The sequence below is a fragment of the Pseudomonas lactucae genome (assembly GCF_036688725.1).
GTDB classification, from domain to species: Bacteria; Pseudomonadota; Gammaproteobacteria; order Pseudomonadales; family Pseudomonadaceae; genus Aquipseudomonas; species Aquipseudomonas lactucae.
The window spans coordinates 119,510-135,711 of sequence record NZ_JAQQPT010000011.1 but is presented as its reverse complement, the minus strand read 5'-3'; the positions used below and the strand labels follow the sequence as shown (position 1 = coordinate 135,711).

The window sequence follows — 16,202 nt, the reverse complement described above, 5'->3', positions numbered from 1 at the left end:
AATCCAAATGTGGGAGGGGGTTACTGCGTCAGGCTTGAAGTGCTCTGGCCCACGGCCAAGCCTGCACGAATCGCCGCCAGCGCCGCCTGGTAATACGCCTTACCCTCCGGTGACTCCGCAAACGTTGCGAATTCTTCCAGCTCCGGATCGGACAAATCCCGATAGACGTACAGCAGCGTGTTGTTCAGATCATTGCCGATCTGCTGCATCAACCGCTCGCGTTGACCATTCAACATGCCCTGTGCCTGACCGCCGCCCAACAGGCCCGGGATCATCTGGCTCAAACTGTCAGCGGCCACACCGGCAATCGCCAGGCTCACCTCTGCGCCGGCTTCGCGGGCGGGCAGGGCCTGGGCCAGGTGGCCGATGATCAGGCTGCGGGTGGCGTCGGCCTGGATTTTCGGCAGGCCCTGGGCGTTTTTCGCCAATTGGTCGCGGCGGGTGGCGAGCAACTCGGCGGCAACGATCTTGCGGCCCAGCGGCGACTGGAAGAACGCGAGGGCGGGTGCGGGGTCCGCCAGGTGCTTGCGCAGCTGCGCTTCGGCCCGTTGGTCCATGGCTTGTGCGGCAAAGCGTGTATTGCTGTTGTCCACCAGCGCCTGATACACCGCCGGCGGCAGGCTATTGCGGTAGCGCTGCTGGGCGGCACTCAGGGCGTCATTGAAATGCGCACGTTGTTCGGCCCAGCCGGCGACCTTGTACAACTGGTCATGGCCGTCTGCCCAAGCGGGCAAAACGCAGAACATCAGCAAGGAAAAAAACAAACGACGCATATGGACTCCTGTCAGTCGGCCACTATTGTCCGTGTCGGGCGTAGGATTTGTCGAGAAGTCCTATCAGTCACCTGACTAAAGTGTGTTGGGGTGCTCGACGGCGCTGTCGGATTTATGGGTGTATGGATACTATGCGCGCCATGCACATACCCCTTGATCACCCTCTGCTGCAACGCATTGTCGACGACCTCGCCGAAAAAGGCTGGTCGCAGCAAAACGGCTTCCTGCCCCAGGCTCTGACCCTGGAACTGGCGGCTGAGTGCCGTAAACGTGCAGCTGAAGGTGAGTTGGCCCCGGCGGCAGTAGGGCGTGGCCCGGCCCAGGAGATTCGCGAGGGCATTCGCGGCGATCATATCCAGTGGCTGGAAGAGGATGATGCCGCCGTCTGCGGGACCTATATGGCATTGATGGACAGCCTGCGCCTGGCGATGAACCGTGACTTGTTCCTCGGCCTGGAAGATTTCGAAAGCCACTTCGCCCTGTACCCGCCAGGGTCGTTCTATCTCAGGCACCTGGACCGCTTTCGTGACGATGACCGGCGCACGGTGTCGGCAGTGGTCTACTTGAACGACGCCTGGCTGCCCGAACAGGGTGGCCAGTTGCGTATGTACCTCAAGGACGGCGTTGAATACGATGTAGTGCCCACGGGGGGATGCCTGGTGGTGTTCCTGTCCGGGGAAGTGCCCCACGAAGTCATGCCTGCGACGCGCGAACGCCTGTCCCTCACCGGCTGGTTTCGTCGGCGGGGCAACGAGCCCTTTTAAACATGCAAAAGATACTGGTCAGCCGCTGCTTGCTCGGACACAAAGTGCGCTATGACGGCGGCGCCAGTGGGCCGTTCGATCAACTGGCGGCGTGGCAGGCCGAAGGCCGCGTGGTTGCGATCTGCCCGGAAGTGGCGGGCGGCTTGCCAACGCCCAGGCCCGCTGCCGAGATTCTCGGTGGGCAGGGCGTCGAGGTGTGGCAGGCGCGCGCCAAAGTACTCACCGCCGAGGGCGAAGACTTCAGTGCCGCCTTTCTCGACGGCGCTCGCCAGGCCTTGGCGCTGGTGCAACGCCACAACATCCGTATCGCCATCCTCAAGGCCAACAGCCCGTCCTGCGGCAACCTGCTGACGTATGACGGCACCTTCAGCGGCGTGAAGGTGACTGGCGAAGGCGTTACGGCGGCCCTGCTCAGGCGCCACGGCGTGCAGGTGTTCAGTGAGCTGGAGTTGCCCGAGGCGGCAGTCCATCTCTCAAGTCTTGCGTAGATCAGATGTGGGAGGGAGCAAGCCCCCTCCCACATTTGGATCTACTCAGACTGATCCACCGGTGTTGTTCCCTCAAACCACTTCTGCGACAGCGTCTTCAGCCGGCCATCGTCCTTCACCCGCTTCAACGCCCCGTCCAAACTGCTCTTGAACGCCGGGTTGCCCTTCTGGAACGGGATCGCCAGCTCAGGTTTCTCGTGATAAACCGCGCTGAAATCGAACTGATCCTCAAGCTCGGCAGTCTTAGCGATATGGTTGATGGCCACGTCATATTTGCCGGTGGCTACACCGGGGAGCAGGTCGGCCTCATCGGTGGTGATAAACGAGGAGCGCACGTCCATTTCCTTTGCCAGCAGTTCACCCAGCTCGACTTCAAAGCCAGTGAGTTTGTCGCTTTCCTTGAAATTGTAGGGCGGGGTGTTGGCTTCAAGGGCAATGCGCAGTTCACCGCGATCATTCACATCGTCGATCAGTTCGGCATAAGCCAAGGGGCTCAGAAGGGGTAGCAAAAGTAACAGGCCAGGCGAAAAGCGCATGGTCACTCCTAAAGAATTCGAATGTGCGAGGCGCCGTTCAGCATCGCTTTGCTAGGGTGGTGAGTGCCTTGGACAGCAAATTATCGCGAAGTTGTCATAACCCTACAGATTTCACAGAAAAACTGGAGAAGCGAATGAAAGCCCTTTTGTCCCGTGCAACGATTGCCAGCCTGCTGCTGGGTGCTTCGATGTTGGCCACTGCCGCCGACGGCATCCCGCGCAGTGCACCGCCTGAAGGCGCCAAAGTGTTTATCGTGTCGCCCAAGGACGGCGCCACTGTCGATAAAACCTTCACCGTGAAATTCGGCATGGAAGGCTTGAAGCTGGCCCCGGCCACTGACCAGACCGCCGGCACCGGCCACCATCACCTGCTGATCGACCAAAAAGAGCTGCCTGACGCCAGCCTGCCGATCCCGGCCACCGACACTGTGATCCACTACGGCAAGGCCCAGACCGAAACCGAACTGACCCTGACCCCAGGCAAGCACACCTTGCAACTGGTGGCCGGTGACAAACTGCACATGCAGTTCAACCCGACAGTCGCCTCGAAAGTCATCACGGTGATCGTCAAGTAAGCGTTATCCAGACAAAAAAATGGGAGCCCCCCGCGGGTCTCCCATTTTTTGTGCGGCGTTTAAAGCGTTAGAACAACACGCGGCTGCGGATAGTGCCGTTGATGTGCTGCAGCTTCTCTTGCGCCAGGTCCGAGTACTCGGCGTCGACGTCGATCACCACGTAGCCGACCTTCTCGTTGGTCTGCAGGAACTGACCGGAGATGTTGATGCCGTTTTCCGCGAAGACTTTGTTGATCTCCATCATCACACCAGGAATGTTCTGGTGGATGTGCAGCAGGCGGTGCTTGCCAGGGTGAGCCGGCAGGGCCACTTCCGGGAAGTTCACCGACGATACCGAAGTACCGTTGTCGCTGTACTTGACCAGTTTTTCCGAGACTTCCAGGCCGATGTTGGCCTGCGCCTCAGCGGTGGAGCCGCCGATGTGCGGGGTCAGGATCACATTGTCCAGGCCACGCAGCGGGCTTTCGAAAATGTCATCGTTGGAGCGTGGCTCCACCGGGAACACGTCGATGGCGGCGCCGATCAGGTGCTTGTCCTTGATCGCGTCGGCCAGGGCGTCCAGTTCGACCACGGTGCCGCGTGCAGCGTTGATCAGGATGCCGCCTTTCTTGATGGCGCGGATTTCCTTTTCGCCGATCATCCACTGGGTCTCGGCGGTTTCCGGAACGTGCAGGGTAACGATGTCGGACATGCCCAGCAGCTCGGTCAGGCTCGACACTTGCGTGGCGTTGCCCAATGGCAGCTTGGTCAGGGTGTCGTAGAAGAACACCTGCATGCCCAAGCCTTCAGCGAGTACCGAAAGCTGCGTGCCGATCGAGCCGTAACCGACGATACCCAGCTTCTTGCCGCGGATTTCGAAGGAGTTGGCCGCGCTTTTGATCCAGCCGCCACGATGGCAGGAAGCGTTCTTCTCAGGGATACCGCGCAGCAGCAGGATGGCCTCGGCCAATACCAGCTCCGCAACGGAACGGGTGTTGGAGTACGGTGCGTTGAACACCGCGATGCCGCGCTCGCGCGCCGCGTTGAGGTCGACCTGGTTGGTGCCGATGCAGAAACAGCCAACTGCCACGAGTTTCTTGGCGTGATCGAAGATTTCTTCGGTCAGCTGAGTGCGGGAGCGAATGCCGATGAAGTGCGCGTCGGCGATCTTTTCCTTGAGCTGGGCTTCCGGCAGAGAACTGGTGATGTACTCAATGCTGGTGTACCCGGCGGCTTTCAGAACGTCGACAGCCGATGGGTGGACGCCTTCCAGAAGAAGGAACTTGATCTTGCTCTTATCGAGAGAAGTCTTGCTCATCTGCGTAAACCTGTATCCCGGAGAAAAATGGCAGGGAGTCGGATCACTTAAGCTGACCCGGACGGCAGGAAAGCCGTCACCGCAGAAACGCCCTTGGGCTCTGTCCTGCGGGGGCGGTATGCTAGCATACGCGCCCCGCTAACACTCATTCCTGCGACGTGAAGCGTTCTCAGGATGACCATGAATTGTTCGAGAGTTCTGTCGATGACCCATCCTGCCCTGATTGATGAGCTAAAGACCCTGGTTGAGCCCGGCAAAGTGCTGACCGACGCCGACTCCCTGGAGGCTTACGGCAAGGATTGGACCAAGCACTTCGCACCCGCGCCAACCGCCATCGTCTTCCCCAAGACCATCGAACAGGTGCAGGCCATTGTGCGTTGGGCCAATGAACGCAAGGTGGCGCTGGTGCCGTCGGGCGGGCGTACCGGGCTGTCGGCTGCGGCGGTGGCGGCCAATGGCGAAGTGGTTGTGTCCTTCGACTATATGAACCAGATCCTCGACGTGAACCTCACCGACCGCACCGCTGTGTGCCAGCCAGGCGTGGTCACCAAGCAATTGCAGAACGTCGCCGAAGAAAACGGCCTGTACTACCCGGTGGACTTCGCATCGTCCGGTTCCAGCCAGATTGGCGGCAATATCGGCACCAATGCCGGCGGGATCAAGGTGATTCGCTACGGCATGACCCGTAACTGGGTAGCCGGCATGAAAGTCGTCACCGGCAAGGGCGATGTGCTGGAACTGAACCGCGACCTGATCAAGAACGCCACCGGCTACGACATGCGCCAGCTGTTCATCGGCGCCGAAGGCACCCTGGGTTTTGTGGTCGAAGCGACCATGCGCCTGGACCGTGCGCCGAAAAACCTCACCGCCATGGTGCTGGGCACCACCGATTTCGACTCGATCATGCCGGTGCTGCACGCCTTCCAGAGCAAGCTGGACCTGACAGCCTTCGAATTTTTCTCGGACAAGGCCCTGGCCAAAGTCCTCGGCCGTGGCGATGTGCCGGCGCCGTTTGAAACCGAGTGCCCGTTCTACGCGCTGCTGGAATTCGAGGCCACCACCGAAGAAGTCGCCAACCACGCCCTGGAAACCTTCGAGCACTGCGTCGAGCAGGGCTGGGTGCTGGATGGCGTGATGAGCCAGAGCGAAACCCAACTGCACAACCTGTGGAAGCTGCGCGAGTACATCTCCGAGACCATCTCCCACTGGACACCGTACAAGAACGACATCTCGGTCACCGTCTCCAAAGTGCCGGCGTTCTTGAAGGAAATTGACGCCATCGTCGGCGAACACTATCCGGACTTCGAAATCGTCTGGTTCGGCCATATCGGTGACGGCAACCTGCACCTGAACATCCTCAAGCCGGAAAACCTGAGCAAGGACGAGTTCTTCGCCAAGTGCGCCACCGTGAACAAGTGGGTGTTCGAGACCGTCGAGAAGTACAACGGCTCGATCTCCGCCGAACACGGCGTGGGCATGACCAAGCGCGATTACCTGACCTACAGCCGCTCCCCGGCTGAAATCGAATACATGAAGGCCGTCAAAGCGGTGTTCGATCCGAACGGGATCATGAACCCTGGCAAAATCTTCGCTGTTTAATCGCCTCTGAAGGAGTCGTTTCATGAGCTACCAGCACAAGTACGTCGACGGCACCAACATCCATTTCCCGGTGGGTAAAGTGGTGTGCATTGGGCGTAACTACGCCGAACATGCCAAGGAACTGGACAACCCGGTGCCGACCGAGCCGTTGCTGTTCATCAAGCCGGGCAGTTGCGTGGTGCCACTGGACGGTGGTTTTGCCATCCCGACCGAGCGCGGTTCGGTGCATTACGAAGCGGAAATCGCGGTATTGATCGGCAAGCCGCTGTCGAACAAGCCAAGCCGTGAAGAAGTACTGGATGCCATCTCCGGTTTCGCGCCGGCTTTGGATTTGACCCTGCGCGACAAGCAAGCCGAGTTGAAGGCCAAGGGCCTGCCATGGGAAATCGCCAAGTCCTTCGACGGCGCGGCGGTGATTGCACCTTTTGTGGTGAGCAGCACCTTTGCCGACGTCACCGATATCGGCATCCGCCTGACCATCAACGGTGAAGTGCGTCAGGACGGTAACAGTTCGCAGATGCTCAACCCCATCGTGCCGATGATCCAGCACATGGCCGGCTGCTTCTCGCTGCAGGCCGGCGATGTGATTCTCACCGGCACCCCGGCCGGCGTGGGCCCGTTGAATGTGGGGGACGAGTTGGTGCTGGAACTGTCGGGTGTGAATCGCTTCGAGAGCGTCGTTCGCTGAGCATCAGGCAAAACGCGGTTAAAAATATGGGAGGGGCGGTGCGACGATTCGCCCCCTCCCACATTGGGTCCGGGTATATTTCATATATCGGGTTTTGCATTTTTTTCACACGGCATCCGGATAATTCCCAGCCTCGAACGCGCGGGCCTGTTGCTCCTGTGCTATCACCTAACGCTGACTTTCCGGAAAAAGCGCCCCATGGCCTTGCCTCTGCCCTCCGTCACCCCTAAGCCGCGTTCTCGTTTTGCCCTGCGCTGGTATTCCTGGCTGTTTCTGTGCGGCGCCGTTGTGTACGGCATCGCCTGGGCCATGCATTGGGATGATCGCGGTGTGCTCTGGGTGCTGGAGCGTTTTGAAACTTCCGCCGAACGCGGCGAAAGTGTGTGGCTGCCGGACTATCACGCCGTCATCGACGCCAAGGTGTTGCCGGGTATGGAGAAGGATGAGGCTTCGGACGTCTCCTACAATCCGCAAACCAAAACCCTGTTTTCCGTGATGGGCAAAAACCCGTTTCTCGTTGAGTTGAGCCTGCAAGGCGATGTGCTGCGCAAGATGCCACTCAATGGCTGGGACAACCCGGAAGGCGTGACGGTGATGGAAAACGGCCTGATGGCAATCGTCGATGAGCGCCAGCACACCCTGACCATCGTCAAGGTCGATGCCACCACTCAGCAACTCACCAAAGCCGACTTCCAGAGTGTCGACCTGGGCCCCTCCAAAAACCAGAACAAAGCGTTTGAAGGCGTCGCGTGGGACAAGCGCGGTCAACAGCTTGTATTGGGCGAAGAGCGCCCGCCGGCGTTGTTCACCTGGAAAAGCGATGGCAGCCAGGCCCTGGTTGGCGACAAGCAAAAACTGGCGAGCAAGGAACTGGACATGCGCAACCTCTCGGCCCTGGCTGTCGACCCGCGCACCGGACACCTGTTGGTGCTGTCGGCCGATTCCCATCTGTTGCTGGAGCTGAACGAGAAGGGCGAACAAGTCAGCTTCATGACCCTGCTCGGCGGCTTCAACGGCCTCAAGAACACCATCCCGCGTGCCGAGGGTGTGACCATGGACGAAAGCGGCACCCTGTACGTGGTCAGTGAGCCGAACCTGTTCTATCGTTTCGAAAAGCAGAAGTAGCCCACCGATTACGTCGGATAGTTCTCCAGTTGCGGCATTCGCCAGACAGATGGGCGCGTTTAAGTTTAAATTCAGACCGGCGTGATATTTATTCGCCACTTTTGATTTTGAGCCCGCCCAATGCGTCGACTAACCCGCCCCAAACCCCTTCTGATTGTGCTTGCGCTGATCGCCCTGATCAGCGCCGGGGCCGTTGCGCAGCATTTTCGCCTGTTCGAGCGCGCCTGGTTCAATCTGCAGGCCTGGCGCCAGCCGGCGGATGCGCGCTCCATTGGCTTGGCGGATTACCGGGTCGTCCTGGAGGCCCAGGTGATCGAGGGGCTCGACGATGATGTCTCGGCCCTCACCTATGACCCGGTGCGCAAAAGCCTGTTTACCGTCACCAATAAAAACGCCGAGCTGATCGAGCTGTCCCTGCAGGGCAAGATCCTGCGGCGTATTCCCCTGGTGGGCTTTGGCGACGCCGAGGCCGTGGAGTTCATCAGCGACAACATCTACGTGATCACCGATGAGCATCAGCAGCGTCTGATCAAGGTGCATGTCGACGATGACACCCGCTTTCTCGACGCCGCCGATGCCGAGCAAATGACCCTGGGCGTGCACGTCGGTGGTAACAACGGGTTCGAAGGGTTGGCCTATGACTCGGTGGGCAAGCGCCTGTTCGTGGCCAAGGAGCGCGACCCGATGCTGATCTACGAGGTTCGCGGTTTTCCCCATTTCAAACCGGAAAAAACCTACTCGGTGCACGTGATCAACAACCCCAAGCGTGACGCCGGGCTGTTTGTGCGCGACCTCTCGAGCCTGCAATACGACGAGCGCAGCGGCCATCTGCTGGCGCTGTCGGATGAGTCGTTTCTGGTGTTGGAACTGGATATCGACGGTCGCCCGCTGAGCAGTCTGTCTCTGCTCAATGGGCGCCACGGCCTGAAAAGGCGCGTCCCGCAGGCCGAAGGGATCGCCATGGATGACGACGGCACGTTGTACCTGGTCAGTGAGCCGAACCTGTTCTACGTCTTCAAGAAACCAACACCCTGACACACCGCCGATCAAAAGTGTGGGAGGGGGCTTGCTCCCACATTTGGTTTTGCATCAGGCCTTGAGGGTTTTTACGCCTTCGCAAGTGCCGAGCAGCAGCACGTCGGCTGGGCGCGCGGCGAACAGGCCATTGGTGACCACGCCGACGATCGCATTGATCTGCGTCTCAAGCTCCACCGGGTTGGTGATCTGCATGTTGAACACATCAAGGATGATGTTGCCGTTGTCGGTCAACACGCCTTCGCGGTACACCGGGTCGCCGCCCAGTTTCACCAGCTCGCGGGCCACATGGCTGCGGGCCATTGGGATCACTTCCACCGGCAACGGGAAGGCGCCCAGTACCGGCACCAGCTTGCTGGCGTCGGCGATGCAGATGAAGGTCTTGGCCACGGCCGCGACGATCTTTTCACGGGTCAGGGCCGCGCCGCCGCCCTTGATCAGGTTCAGGTGCGCGTCGCTTTCATCGGCGCCGTCGACGTAGAACTCCAGGTCGCTCACGGTGTTGAGCTCGTACACCGGAATGCCGTGGCCCTTGAGGCGCGCGGCGGTGGCTTCGGAACTGGCCACGGCGCCGTCGAATGCGCCTTTATGCCGGGCCAGCGCATCGATAAAGCAATTGGCGGTGGAGCCTGTGCCGACACCGACGATGCTCTTGTCGTCGAGCTTGGGAAGGATTAAATCGACGGCGGCCTGGGCCACTGCCTGTTTGAGTTGATCCTGGGTCATGCGGGCTCCGGAACGGGCGGGGAGTTATCGAGGCGCGCGAGTATAACCTAACAAAACCTCGGGATTCGTGTGGTCGTACGGCTAAAAGCCGGGTTAGACTCCTCGGCCCTGCCCAACCCGCCCAGTGATTCCGCCGATGCTTGAACACTACGTCAAAAAGATCCTCACCTCGCGCGTTTACGACGTCGCCGTAGAAACCCCGCTGCAGACCGCCCGCCAGCTCTCCGAGCGCCTGGGCAACAAGGTCTGGCTCAAGCGCGAAGACTTGCAGCCGGTGTTCTCGTTCAAGATTCGCGGCGCCTACAACAAGCTGACCCAGTTGAGCGCCGAAGAACGCGCGCGTGGCGTGGTCACCGCTTCGGCGGGCAACCATGCACAGGGCCTGGCGCTGGCGGCCAAGGTGCTGGGGGTCAAGGCCACCATCGTGATGCCCAAGACCACTCCGGAGATCAAGGTCGAAGGCGTGCGCTCGCGTGGCGGCAAAGTGGTGCTGCACGGTGACTCCTTCCCGGAAGCCCTGGCCTACTCGCTCAAGCTGGTCGACGAAAAAGGCTACGTCTACATTCACCCTTACGATGATCCGCACACCATTGCCGGGCAGGGCACCGTGGCGATGGAAATCCTGCGCCAGCACCCGGGGCCGCTGGACGCGATTTTCGTACCGGTGGGCGGCGGCGGGCTGATCGCCGGCATTGCGGCGTATGTGAAATACCTGCGGCCCGAGATCAAGATCATCGGCGTAGAGCCGGACGACTCCAACTGCCTGCAAGCCGCGATGGCGGCGGGCGAACGCGTGGTGTTGCCGACGGTCGGGATCTTTGCCGATGGCGTGGCGGTGGCGCAGATCGGCCAGCACACCTTCGATATCTGCAAAGACTATGTCGATGAAGTGATCACCGTGAGCACCGATGAAATCTGTGCAGCGATCAAGGACATCTACGACGACACCCGTTCCATTACCGAACCGGCGGGCGCCCTGGGTGTGGCGGGCATCAAGAAGTACGTGGAAACCCGTGGCGTCAGCGGCCAGACCTTTGTCGCCATCGACTCCGGCGCCAACGTCAACTTCGACCGTCTGCGCCACGTGGCCGAGCGCGCCGAGCTGGGCGAAGGCCGCGAAGCCATCATCGCCGTGACCATTCCCGAGCAGCCCGGCAGCTTCAAGGCGTTCTGCGAGGCCGTGGGCAAGCGCCAGATCACCGAATTCAACTACCGCTACCACTCCGGCAGCGAGGCGCACATCTTCGTTGGCGTGCAGACCCACCCGGAAAACGATCCGCGCAGTGCACTGATCGCCAGCCTCACCGAGCAGGGTTTTCCGGTGTTGGACCTGACGGAGAACGAACTGGCCAAGTTGCACATTCGCCATATGGTCGGTGGGCATGCGGCGCACGTCAGCAACGAAGTGGTGTTTCGCTTCGAATTTCCGGAGCGTCCGGGGGCCTTGTTCAACTTTCTCAACAAATTGGGCGGGCGCTGGAACATCTCGATGTTCCACTATCGCAACCACGGCGCCGCCGACGGCCGTGTGGTCGCTGGCCTGCAAGTACCGGCGAGCGAGCGTCACCTGGTGCCGGCCGCGTTGGAAGCGATTGGCTACCCGTACTGGGATGAGAGCGATAACCCGGCCTATAAACTGTTCCTCGGTTGAGCGACTACGCTGATTGAGGCGCGGCCTTTAAGGAAGACGACACATGGAAACCCTGATCACCCTGAAAGTTATCCACATCGCGGCCACCGTGGTGTTACTGCTCAGCGGCCTCGGCCTGGCGCTGCTGGCCTGGCGCAAACGCAGTGCCGGCGCGGCGGTGACCGTGCAGCGCCCGTGGGCGTTCGTGTGGTTGCTGATGGGCATTTGCGTGGTGAGCATGCCGTTCACCGGCTGGTGGTTGGTGCACCTGACCGGCTGGCCGCTGGGGCAGACCTGGATCCTGGGCTCCAGCCTCCTCTACACCGTCGCGGCGCTGGCCTGGTTCTGGCTGGTGGCGCGGCTTAACCGCCTGCGCAAGGGGGAGGGTGGCAGTCTGAATTTCACCCTGGTGCTGGCGGTGGTCAGCCTGGTGGGGTTCGTGGCGATTGCGGGGCTCATGGGGGCCAAGCCGGTTTAAGGCTTGAGACCGACTTGCCCCCGATAGGGCCATCAGCTACGCAGCGTAATCACCGGCCAGCCGCGCCGTTCAGCCTCAGCGCGAAGATTGGGGTCCGGATCCACCGCCACCGGGTGCGTCACCTGCTCCAGCAACGGCAGGTCATTCATCGAATCGCTATAGAAATAGCTGTCTTCCAGGCTATGCCCAGTTTCTTCCAGCCAACGATTCAAGCGCGTGACCTTGCCCTCGCGAAAGCACGGCACATCAGTGCTGCGCCCGGTGTAGCGGCCGTCTTCCATCTCACACTCGGTGGCGATCAGGGTTTCGACACCCAGGCGTGCGGCAATTGGCGCGGTGACGAAACGGTTGGTGGCGGTGATGATCACCAGCTTGTCGCCGGCGGCGCGATGCTTGGCCAGCAGTTCCACGGCCTTGGGTAGCAGGATCGGCTCGATGCAGTCGCGCATATAGTCGTTGTGCCACTCATCCAACTGGGCCATCTCGGTGCGGCCGAGGATTTCCAGGCAAAAGTTCAGGTAGGCGGCGTTATCCAGCTTGCCGGCCAGATAATCCTGATAGAACTCGTCGTTGCGAGCCTTATAGGCTACGGCGTCGAGAATCCCGCGTTCGCACAGGTAATCGCCCCACGCGTGGTCGCTGTCGCCGCCGAGAAGGGTGTTGTCCAAGTCGAATAAAGCCAGGCGCATTGCAGTTACTCGCTGAAAAGTCTGTAAAAAGGCGTCCAGAATACGGTCTTTTCACAAGAGTGCACATAAGCTAAGAAGCCTCGTTGCCGCTGGAACAACCTTTGTGGAACAATGCGGCGACATGCGTTTGCGAGGTTGTTGCCGTGATCGACCCCGATGGTTTCCGTCCTAATGTCGGGATCATTCTTACGAATGATGCCGGACAGGTGCTATGGGCTCGCCGAATCAACCAAGATGCCTGGCAGTTTCCTCAAGGTGGAATCAACCCCGACGAAACCCCTGAAGACGCCTTGTACCGTGAGTTGAATGAAGAAGTCGGCCTTGAGCGTGAAGATGTGCAAATTCTGGCCTGTACCCGTGGCTGGTTGCGCTATCGTTTGCCGCAACGCCTGGTGCGTACCCACAGCCAACCGCTGTGCATCGGCCAGAAGCAGAAATGGTTTCTCCTGCGCCTGATCTCCAACGAGCAGCGGGTGCGGATGGATTTGACCGGTAAACCGGAGTTCGATGGCTGGCGCTGGGTCAGCTATTGGTACCCGTTGGGCCAGGTGGTGACATTCAAGCGCGAGGTTTATCGTCGCGCTCTCAAAGAGCTTGCCCCGCGCCTATTAGCGCGCGACTGACGACGGAGTTCGACCCCGAGCCATGCTCAATACGCTGCGCAAGATCGTCCAGGAAGTTAACTCCGCCAAGGATCTCAAGGCGGCGTTGGGGATTATTGTGTTGCGCGTCAAGGAAGCCATGGGCAGCCAGGTCTGCTCGGTTTACCTGCTGGACCCAGAGACCAACCGTTTTGTGCTGATGGCCACGGAGGGCTTGAACAAGCGCTCCATCGGCAAGGTCAGCATGGCGCCCAATGAAGGGCTGGTGGGCCTGGTGGGGACGCGTGAAGAACCCCTGAATCTCGAAAACGCGGCCGATCACCCGCGTTATCGCTACTTTGCCGAAACCGGCGAAGAGCGTTACGCCTCATTCCTCGGCGCACCGATCATTCACCACCGCCGCGTCGTCGGCGTGTTGGTCATCCAGCAGAAAGAACGCCGTCAGTTCGATGAAGGTGAAGAAGCCTTCCTCGTGACCATGAGCGCACAGCTCGCCGGGGTTATTGCCCACGCTGAAGCCACCGGCTCGATACGTGGCCTGGGCCGTCAGGGCAAGGGCATCCAGGAAGCCAAGTTCGTCGGTGTGCCGGGTTCGCCGGGCGCCGCCGTCGGTACAGCCGTGGTCATGTTGCCGCCGGCCGACCTTGATGTGGTGCCGGACAAATCCGTCGACGACATCGACGCCGAAATCAAACTGTTCAAGACCGCCCTGGAAGGCGTGCGCGCCGACATGCGCAACCTGTCGACCAAGCTGGCCACCCAACTGCGTCCCGAAGAGCGTGCGCTGTTCGACGTATACCAGATGATGCTCGACGACGCGTCCCTGGGTAACGAAGTCAAGACCGTGATCAAGACCGGCCAGTGGGCCCAGGGTGCGCTGCGCCAAGTGGTGACCGATCACGTCAACCGTTTTGAGTTGATGGACGACGCCTACCTGCGCGAGCGCGCCTCGGATGTGCGCGACCTCGGTCGCCGTCTGCTGGCGTATCTGCAGGAAGACCGCAGCACCAACCTGGTCTATCCCGACAACACCATCCTGATCAGTGAAGAGCTGACCGCCACCATGCTCGGCGAAGTGCCTGAGGGCAAACTGGTGGGCCTGGTCTCGGTACTCGGTTCGGGCAACTCCCACGTCGCGATCCTGGCCCGCGCCATGGGCATTCCGACGGTGATGGGCCTGGTGGACCTGCCGTACTCCAAGGTCGACGGCATCGACATGATCGTCGATGGCCATCGTGGCGAAGTGTTTACCAACCCCAGCGAAGTACTGCGCAAGCAATACGCCGAAGTGGTTGAAGAAGAGAAACAACTGGCGCTGGGCCTCGATTCATTGCGCGAACTGCCGTGCGTGACCACCGATGGCCACCGGGTGCCGTTGCTGGTGAATACCGGGCTGTTGGCTGACGTGGCGCGTGCGCAGCAACGTGGCGCCGAAGGCGTGGGGCTGTACCGCACCGAAGTGCCGTTCATGATCAACCAGCGCTTCCCGAGCGAGAAGGAGCAGTTGGCGATTTATCGCGAGCAACTGCAAGCCTTCCACCCGCTGCCGGTGACCATGCGCAGCCTGGACATCGGCGGCGACAAGTCCCTGTCGTATTTCCCGATCAAGGAAGACAACCCCTTCCTCGGCTGGCGCGGCATTCGCGTCACCCTCGACCATCCCGAGATCTTCCTGGTACAGACCCGCGCCATGCTCAAGGCCAGCGAGGGGCTGAACAACCTGCGTATTTTGTTGCCGATGATCTCCGGCACCCATGAGCTGGAAGAGGCCCTGCACCTGATCCATCGTGCCTGGGGCGAAGTGCGCGACGAAGGTGCCGACGTACCGATGCCGCCGATTGGCGTGATGATCGAAATCCCGGCAGCGGTTTACCAGGCCAAGGAACTGGCGCGGCAGGTGGACTTCCTGTCGGTGGGCTCCAACGACCTCACTCAATACCTGCTGGCCGTGGATCGCAACAACCCACGGGTGGCCGACCTCTACGACTACCTGCACCCGGCGGTGCTGCAAGCGCTGCAACACGTGGTGCGCGACGCCCATGCCGAAGGCAAGCCGGTGAGTATCTGCGGTGAAATGGCCGGTGACCCGGCGGCGGCGGTGCTGTTGATGGCAATGGGCTTTGACAGCCTGTCGATGAACGCCACCAACTTGCCGAAGGTGAAGTGGATGCTGCGCCAGGTTGAACTGAGCATGGCCAAGGACCTGCTGGCCGAGCTGATGACCATCGACAACCCGCAAGTTATCCACAGCTCGCTGCAGTTGGCGCTGAAGAATTTGGGGCTGACGCGGATGATCAACCCGGCGTCGGCCAAAACCCTTTAGAACCTGATCGTTCCCACGCAGAGCGTGGGAACGATCATGCCGCTAAATTCTGAGCTCTACTTCACCCAGCCGCCCACCTTGCGGCCCAAAACTGCGCTCCACCATCCGCCGTGTGCCATCGGCATTCACAATCAACGCCGTGCTCGCCCGTGTCCCATAAGTGGGGCTGGCGATAAACACGCTCGACAGCAGACTTTCGGTCGCCAGACCCACGCCGGTATCCGGCAGCTCGGCAAACGGCGCAATCCGCGGATCGCTCAGAATCTCCAATAGCGCTTCAGGCTGCGGATCGGCCAGCAATTCGCTCAGCGCGGCTTTGGTCTTGAGCAGTTTTGGCCAAGGCGTGTCCAGCCCTGCGTTGGATAACCCATACACGCCCGGTTTCAACTGCGTGGGCTCGGTGTGATGGGCGTTGTAGTGCCACAGCTCATCCTGGGTCCCCACCAGCAGGTTAAACCCGGCATATTCAATCGAACGGCCGTTAACGTCGGCCAAATAATCCTCAATCGACAGCGAACCACTGAGAAACCGCGCCACCAGTTCCCCGCGGGACTTGCGTGCCGGCGGCTGATGCGGATCACGGATATTGGTCAGCGCGGCAAAACGCCCCTCGGCATTCACCCCCAACCAGGTACCGCCGGCTTCCTGATCGCGGCCGGCGTAGACGTGCGGCGCATCCGGCCACTGGGCCAGCGGCAGGCTGGGGCGGGCGTAGAACTCATCACGGTTGGCCGCGACGATCAGCGGTTGGGCGTGGCCCGGCCGCCAGGCGAAAACAATCAGGCACATCAGGCGATTTCCCTTTGTGGTTTTTTGCCACTCTACCCACACAACCGGAGGCGTTCCATCGTATCCAGTTGGGTAGCACGCCTTC

The 16,202-nt window shown here is 60.6% G+C and carries 17 protein-coding genes; 11 read left to right on the top strand and 6 right to left on the bottom strand.

Translation table 11 applies throughout. The annotated features are described in order from the left end of the window. Nucleotides 1-20: 20 nt before the first annotated feature. On the bottom strand, nt 21-773 hold the full coding sequence (locus V6M90_RS14600; protein ID WP_003176766.1) for a DUF2059 domain-containing protein: 753 nt from the start codon (nt 771-773) through the stop codon (nt 21-23). A 131-nt stretch (nt 774-904) separates the two neighbouring features. Between V6M90_RS14600 and V6M90_RS14595 the strand changes: the two genes are divergently transcribed. Both V6M90_RS14595 and V6M90_RS14590 read left to right on the top strand, forming a co-directional pair. Continuing rightward, on the top strand, nt 905-1,537 hold the full coding sequence (locus V6M90_RS14595; RefSeq protein ID WP_042945439.1) for a 2OG-Fe(II) oxygenase: 633 nt from the start codon (nt 905-907) through the stop codon (nt 1,535-1,537). 2 nt (nt 1,538-1,539) lie between these two features. Next, nucleotides 1,540-2,025: a DUF523 domain-containing protein gene (locus V6M90_RS14590; protein WP_141062887.1), complete on the top strand. Its 486-nt coding sequence runs from the start codon at nt 1,540-1,542 to the stop codon at nt 2,023-2,025. A gap of 41 nt (nt 2,026-2,066) precedes the next feature. Here V6M90_RS14590 and V6M90_RS14585 read toward each other — a convergent pair whose 3' ends face one another. Beyond that, nucleotides 2,067-2,561, bottom strand: coding sequence for a transporter substrate-binding domain-containing protein (locus V6M90_RS14585; RefSeq protein ID WP_003176763.1), 495 nt, complete (start codon nt 2,559-2,561; stop codon nt 2,067-2,069). A gap of 134 nt (nt 2,562-2,695) precedes the next feature. Here V6M90_RS14585 and V6M90_RS14580 point away from each other — a divergent pair, with 134 nt between their 5' ends. Then, a complete protein-coding gene (locus tag V6M90_RS14580; RefSeq protein WP_042945436.1) occupies nt 2,696-3,136 on the top strand; it encodes a DUF4399 domain-containing protein in 441 nt (146 codons plus the stop codon). Between the two features lie 67 nt (nt 3,137-3,203). Here V6M90_RS14580 and serA read toward each other — a convergent pair whose 3' ends face one another. Further along, the gene (gene serA, locus V6M90_RS14575; protein ID WP_003176761.1) at nt 3,204-4,433 is read right to left on the bottom strand and encodes a phosphoglycerate dehydrogenase; all 1,230 of its coding nucleotides are present in this window, start codon (nt 4,431-4,433) and stop codon (nt 3,204-3,206) included. Nucleotides 4,434-4,637: 204 nt separating this feature from the next. Between serA and V6M90_RS14570 the strand changes: the two genes are divergently transcribed. From V6M90_RS14570 to V6M90_RS14555, 4 genes are all read left to right on the top strand, one after another. Then, nucleotides 4,638-6,032 carry an FAD-binding oxidoreductase gene (locus tag V6M90_RS14570; RefSeq protein ID WP_042945433.1) on the top strand — a complete coding sequence of 465 codons (1,395 nt, stop codon included), beginning with the start codon at nt 4,638-4,640 and terminating at the stop codon, nt 6,030-6,032. Between the two features lie 22 nt (nt 6,033-6,054). Beyond that, complete coding sequence (locus tag V6M90_RS14565; protein WP_003176759.1) at nt 6,055-6,720, top strand: fumarylacetoacetate hydrolase family protein; 666 nt, start codon at nt 6,055-6,057, stop codon at nt 6,718-6,720. Between the two features lie 198 nt (nt 6,721-6,918). Next, nucleotides 6,919-7,845, top strand: a complete 927-nt coding sequence (locus V6M90_RS14560; RefSeq protein ID WP_042945430.1) for an SdiA-regulated domain-containing protein — start codon at nt 6,919-6,921, stop codon at nt 7,843-7,845. 120 nt (nt 7,846-7,965) lie between these two features. After that, nucleotides 7,966-8,880: an SdiA-regulated domain-containing protein gene (locus tag V6M90_RS14555; protein WP_003176757.1), complete on the top strand. Its 915-nt coding sequence runs from the start codon at nt 7,966-7,968 to the stop codon at nt 8,878-8,880. A gap of 54 nt (nt 8,881-8,934) precedes the next feature. Here V6M90_RS14555 and rpiA read toward each other — a convergent pair whose 3' ends face one another. After that, on the bottom strand, nt 8,935-9,606 hold the full coding sequence (gene rpiA / locus V6M90_RS14550) for a ribose-5-phosphate isomerase RpiA (RefSeq protein WP_003176756.1): 672 nt from the start codon (nt 9,604-9,606) through the stop codon (nt 8,935-8,937). Nucleotides 9,607-9,742: 136 nt separating this feature from the next. On the opposite strand from rpiA, the gene ilvA reads away from it, so the two are divergent. Next, a complete protein-coding gene (gene ilvA, locus V6M90_RS14545) occupies nt 9,743-11,257 on the top strand; it encodes a threonine ammonia-lyase, biosynthetic (RefSeq protein ID WP_042945428.1) in 1,515 nt (504 codons plus the stop codon). 43 nt (nt 11,258-11,300) lie between these two features. Then, a complete protein-coding gene (locus tag V6M90_RS14540) occupies nt 11,301-11,714 on the top strand; it encodes a DUF2269 family protein (RefSeq protein ID WP_078826488.1) in 414 nt (137 codons plus the stop codon). Nucleotides 11,715-11,746: 32 nt separating this feature from the next. Here the strand turns inward: V6M90_RS14540 and V6M90_RS14535 are convergent, their stop codons facing one another. Next, nucleotides 11,747-12,403 carry a histidinol-phosphatase gene (locus tag V6M90_RS14535; protein ID WP_003176752.1) on the bottom strand — a complete coding sequence of 219 codons (657 nt, stop codon included), beginning with the start codon at nt 12,401-12,403 and terminating at the stop codon, nt 11,747-11,749. A 143-nt stretch (nt 12,404-12,546) separates the two neighbouring features. On the opposite strand from V6M90_RS14535, the gene V6M90_RS14530 reads away from it, so the two are divergent. Beyond that, entirely contained in the window at nt 12,547-13,026 is a 480-nt protein-coding gene (locus tag V6M90_RS14530) for an RNA pyrophosphohydrolase (protein WP_003176750.1), read from the top strand. 22 nt (nt 13,027-13,048) lie between these two features. Further along, a complete protein-coding gene (ptsP, locus tag V6M90_RS14525) occupies nt 13,049-15,328 on the top strand; it encodes a phosphoenolpyruvate--protein phosphotransferase (protein WP_017530922.1) in 2,280 nt (759 codons plus the stop codon). A gap of 42 nt (nt 15,329-15,370) precedes the next feature. Here the strand turns inward: ptsP and V6M90_RS14520 are convergent, their stop codons facing one another. Beyond that, nucleotides 15,371-16,117: an NRDE family protein gene (locus tag V6M90_RS14520; RefSeq protein ID WP_332846718.1), complete on the bottom strand. Its 747-nt coding sequence runs from the start codon at nt 16,115-16,117 to the stop codon at nt 15,371-15,373. Between the last annotated feature and the right edge of the window lie 85 nt (nt 16,118-16,202).

Bases quoted from the DNA above. Each gene is read 5' to 3' on its own strand.
- V6M90_RS14600 (WP_003176766.1), bottom strand. From the start codon at position 773: ATGCGTCGTTTGTTTTTTTCCTTGCTGATGTTCTGCGTTTTGCCCGCT.
- V6M90_RS14595 (WP_042945439.1), top strand. From the start codon at position 905: ATGCGCGCCATGCACATACCCCTTGATCACCCTCTGCTGCAACGCATT.
- V6M90_RS14590 (WP_141062887.1), top strand. From the start codon at position 1,540: ATGCAAAAGATACTGGTCAGCCGCTGCTTGCTCGGACACAAAGTGCGC.
- V6M90_RS14585 (WP_003176763.1), bottom strand. From the start codon at position 2,561: ATGCGCTTTTCGCCTGGCCTGTTACTTTTGCTACCCCTTCTGAGCCCC.
- V6M90_RS14580 (WP_042945436.1), top strand. From the start codon at position 2,696: ATGAAAGCCCTTTTGTCCCGTGCAACGATTGCCAGCCTGCTGCTGGGT.
- serA (WP_003176761.1), bottom strand. From the start codon at position 4,433: ATGAGCAAGACTTCTCTCGATAAGAGCAAGATCAAGTTCCTTCTTCTG.
- V6M90_RS14570 (WP_042945433.1), top strand. From the start codon at position 4,638: ATGACCCATCCTGCCCTGATTGATGAGCTAAAGACCCTGGTTGAGCCC.
- V6M90_RS14565 (WP_003176759.1), top strand. From the start codon at position 6,055: ATGAGCTACCAGCACAAGTACGTCGACGGCACCAACATCCATTTCCCG.
- V6M90_RS14560 (WP_042945430.1), top strand. From the start codon at position 6,919: ATGGCCTTGCCTCTGCCCTCCGTCACCCCTAAGCCGCGTTCTCGTTTT.
- V6M90_RS14555 (WP_003176757.1), top strand. From the start codon at position 7,966: ATGCGTCGACTAACCCGCCCCAAACCCCTTCTGATTGTGCTTGCGCTG.
- rpiA (WP_003176756.1), bottom strand. From the start codon at position 9,606: ATGACCCAGGATCAACTCAAACAGGCAGTGGCCCAGGCCGCCGTCGAT.
- ilvA (WP_042945428.1), top strand. From the start codon at position 9,743: ATGCTTGAACACTACGTCAAAAAGATCCTCACCTCGCGCGTTTACGAC.
- V6M90_RS14540 (WP_078826488.1), top strand. From the start codon at position 11,301: ATGGAAACCCTGATCACCCTGAAAGTTATCCACATCGCGGCCACCGTG.
- V6M90_RS14535 (WP_003176752.1), bottom strand. From the start codon at position 12,403: ATGCGCCTGGCTTTATTCGACTTGGACAACACCCTTCTCGGCGGCGAC.
- ptsP (WP_017530922.1), top strand. From the start codon at position 13,049: ATGCTCAATACGCTGCGCAAGATCGTCCAGGAAGTTAACTCCGCCAAG.
- V6M90_RS14520 (WP_332846718.1), bottom strand. From the start codon at position 16,117: ATGTGCCTGATTGTTTTCGCCTGGCGGCCGGGCCACGCCCAACCGCTG.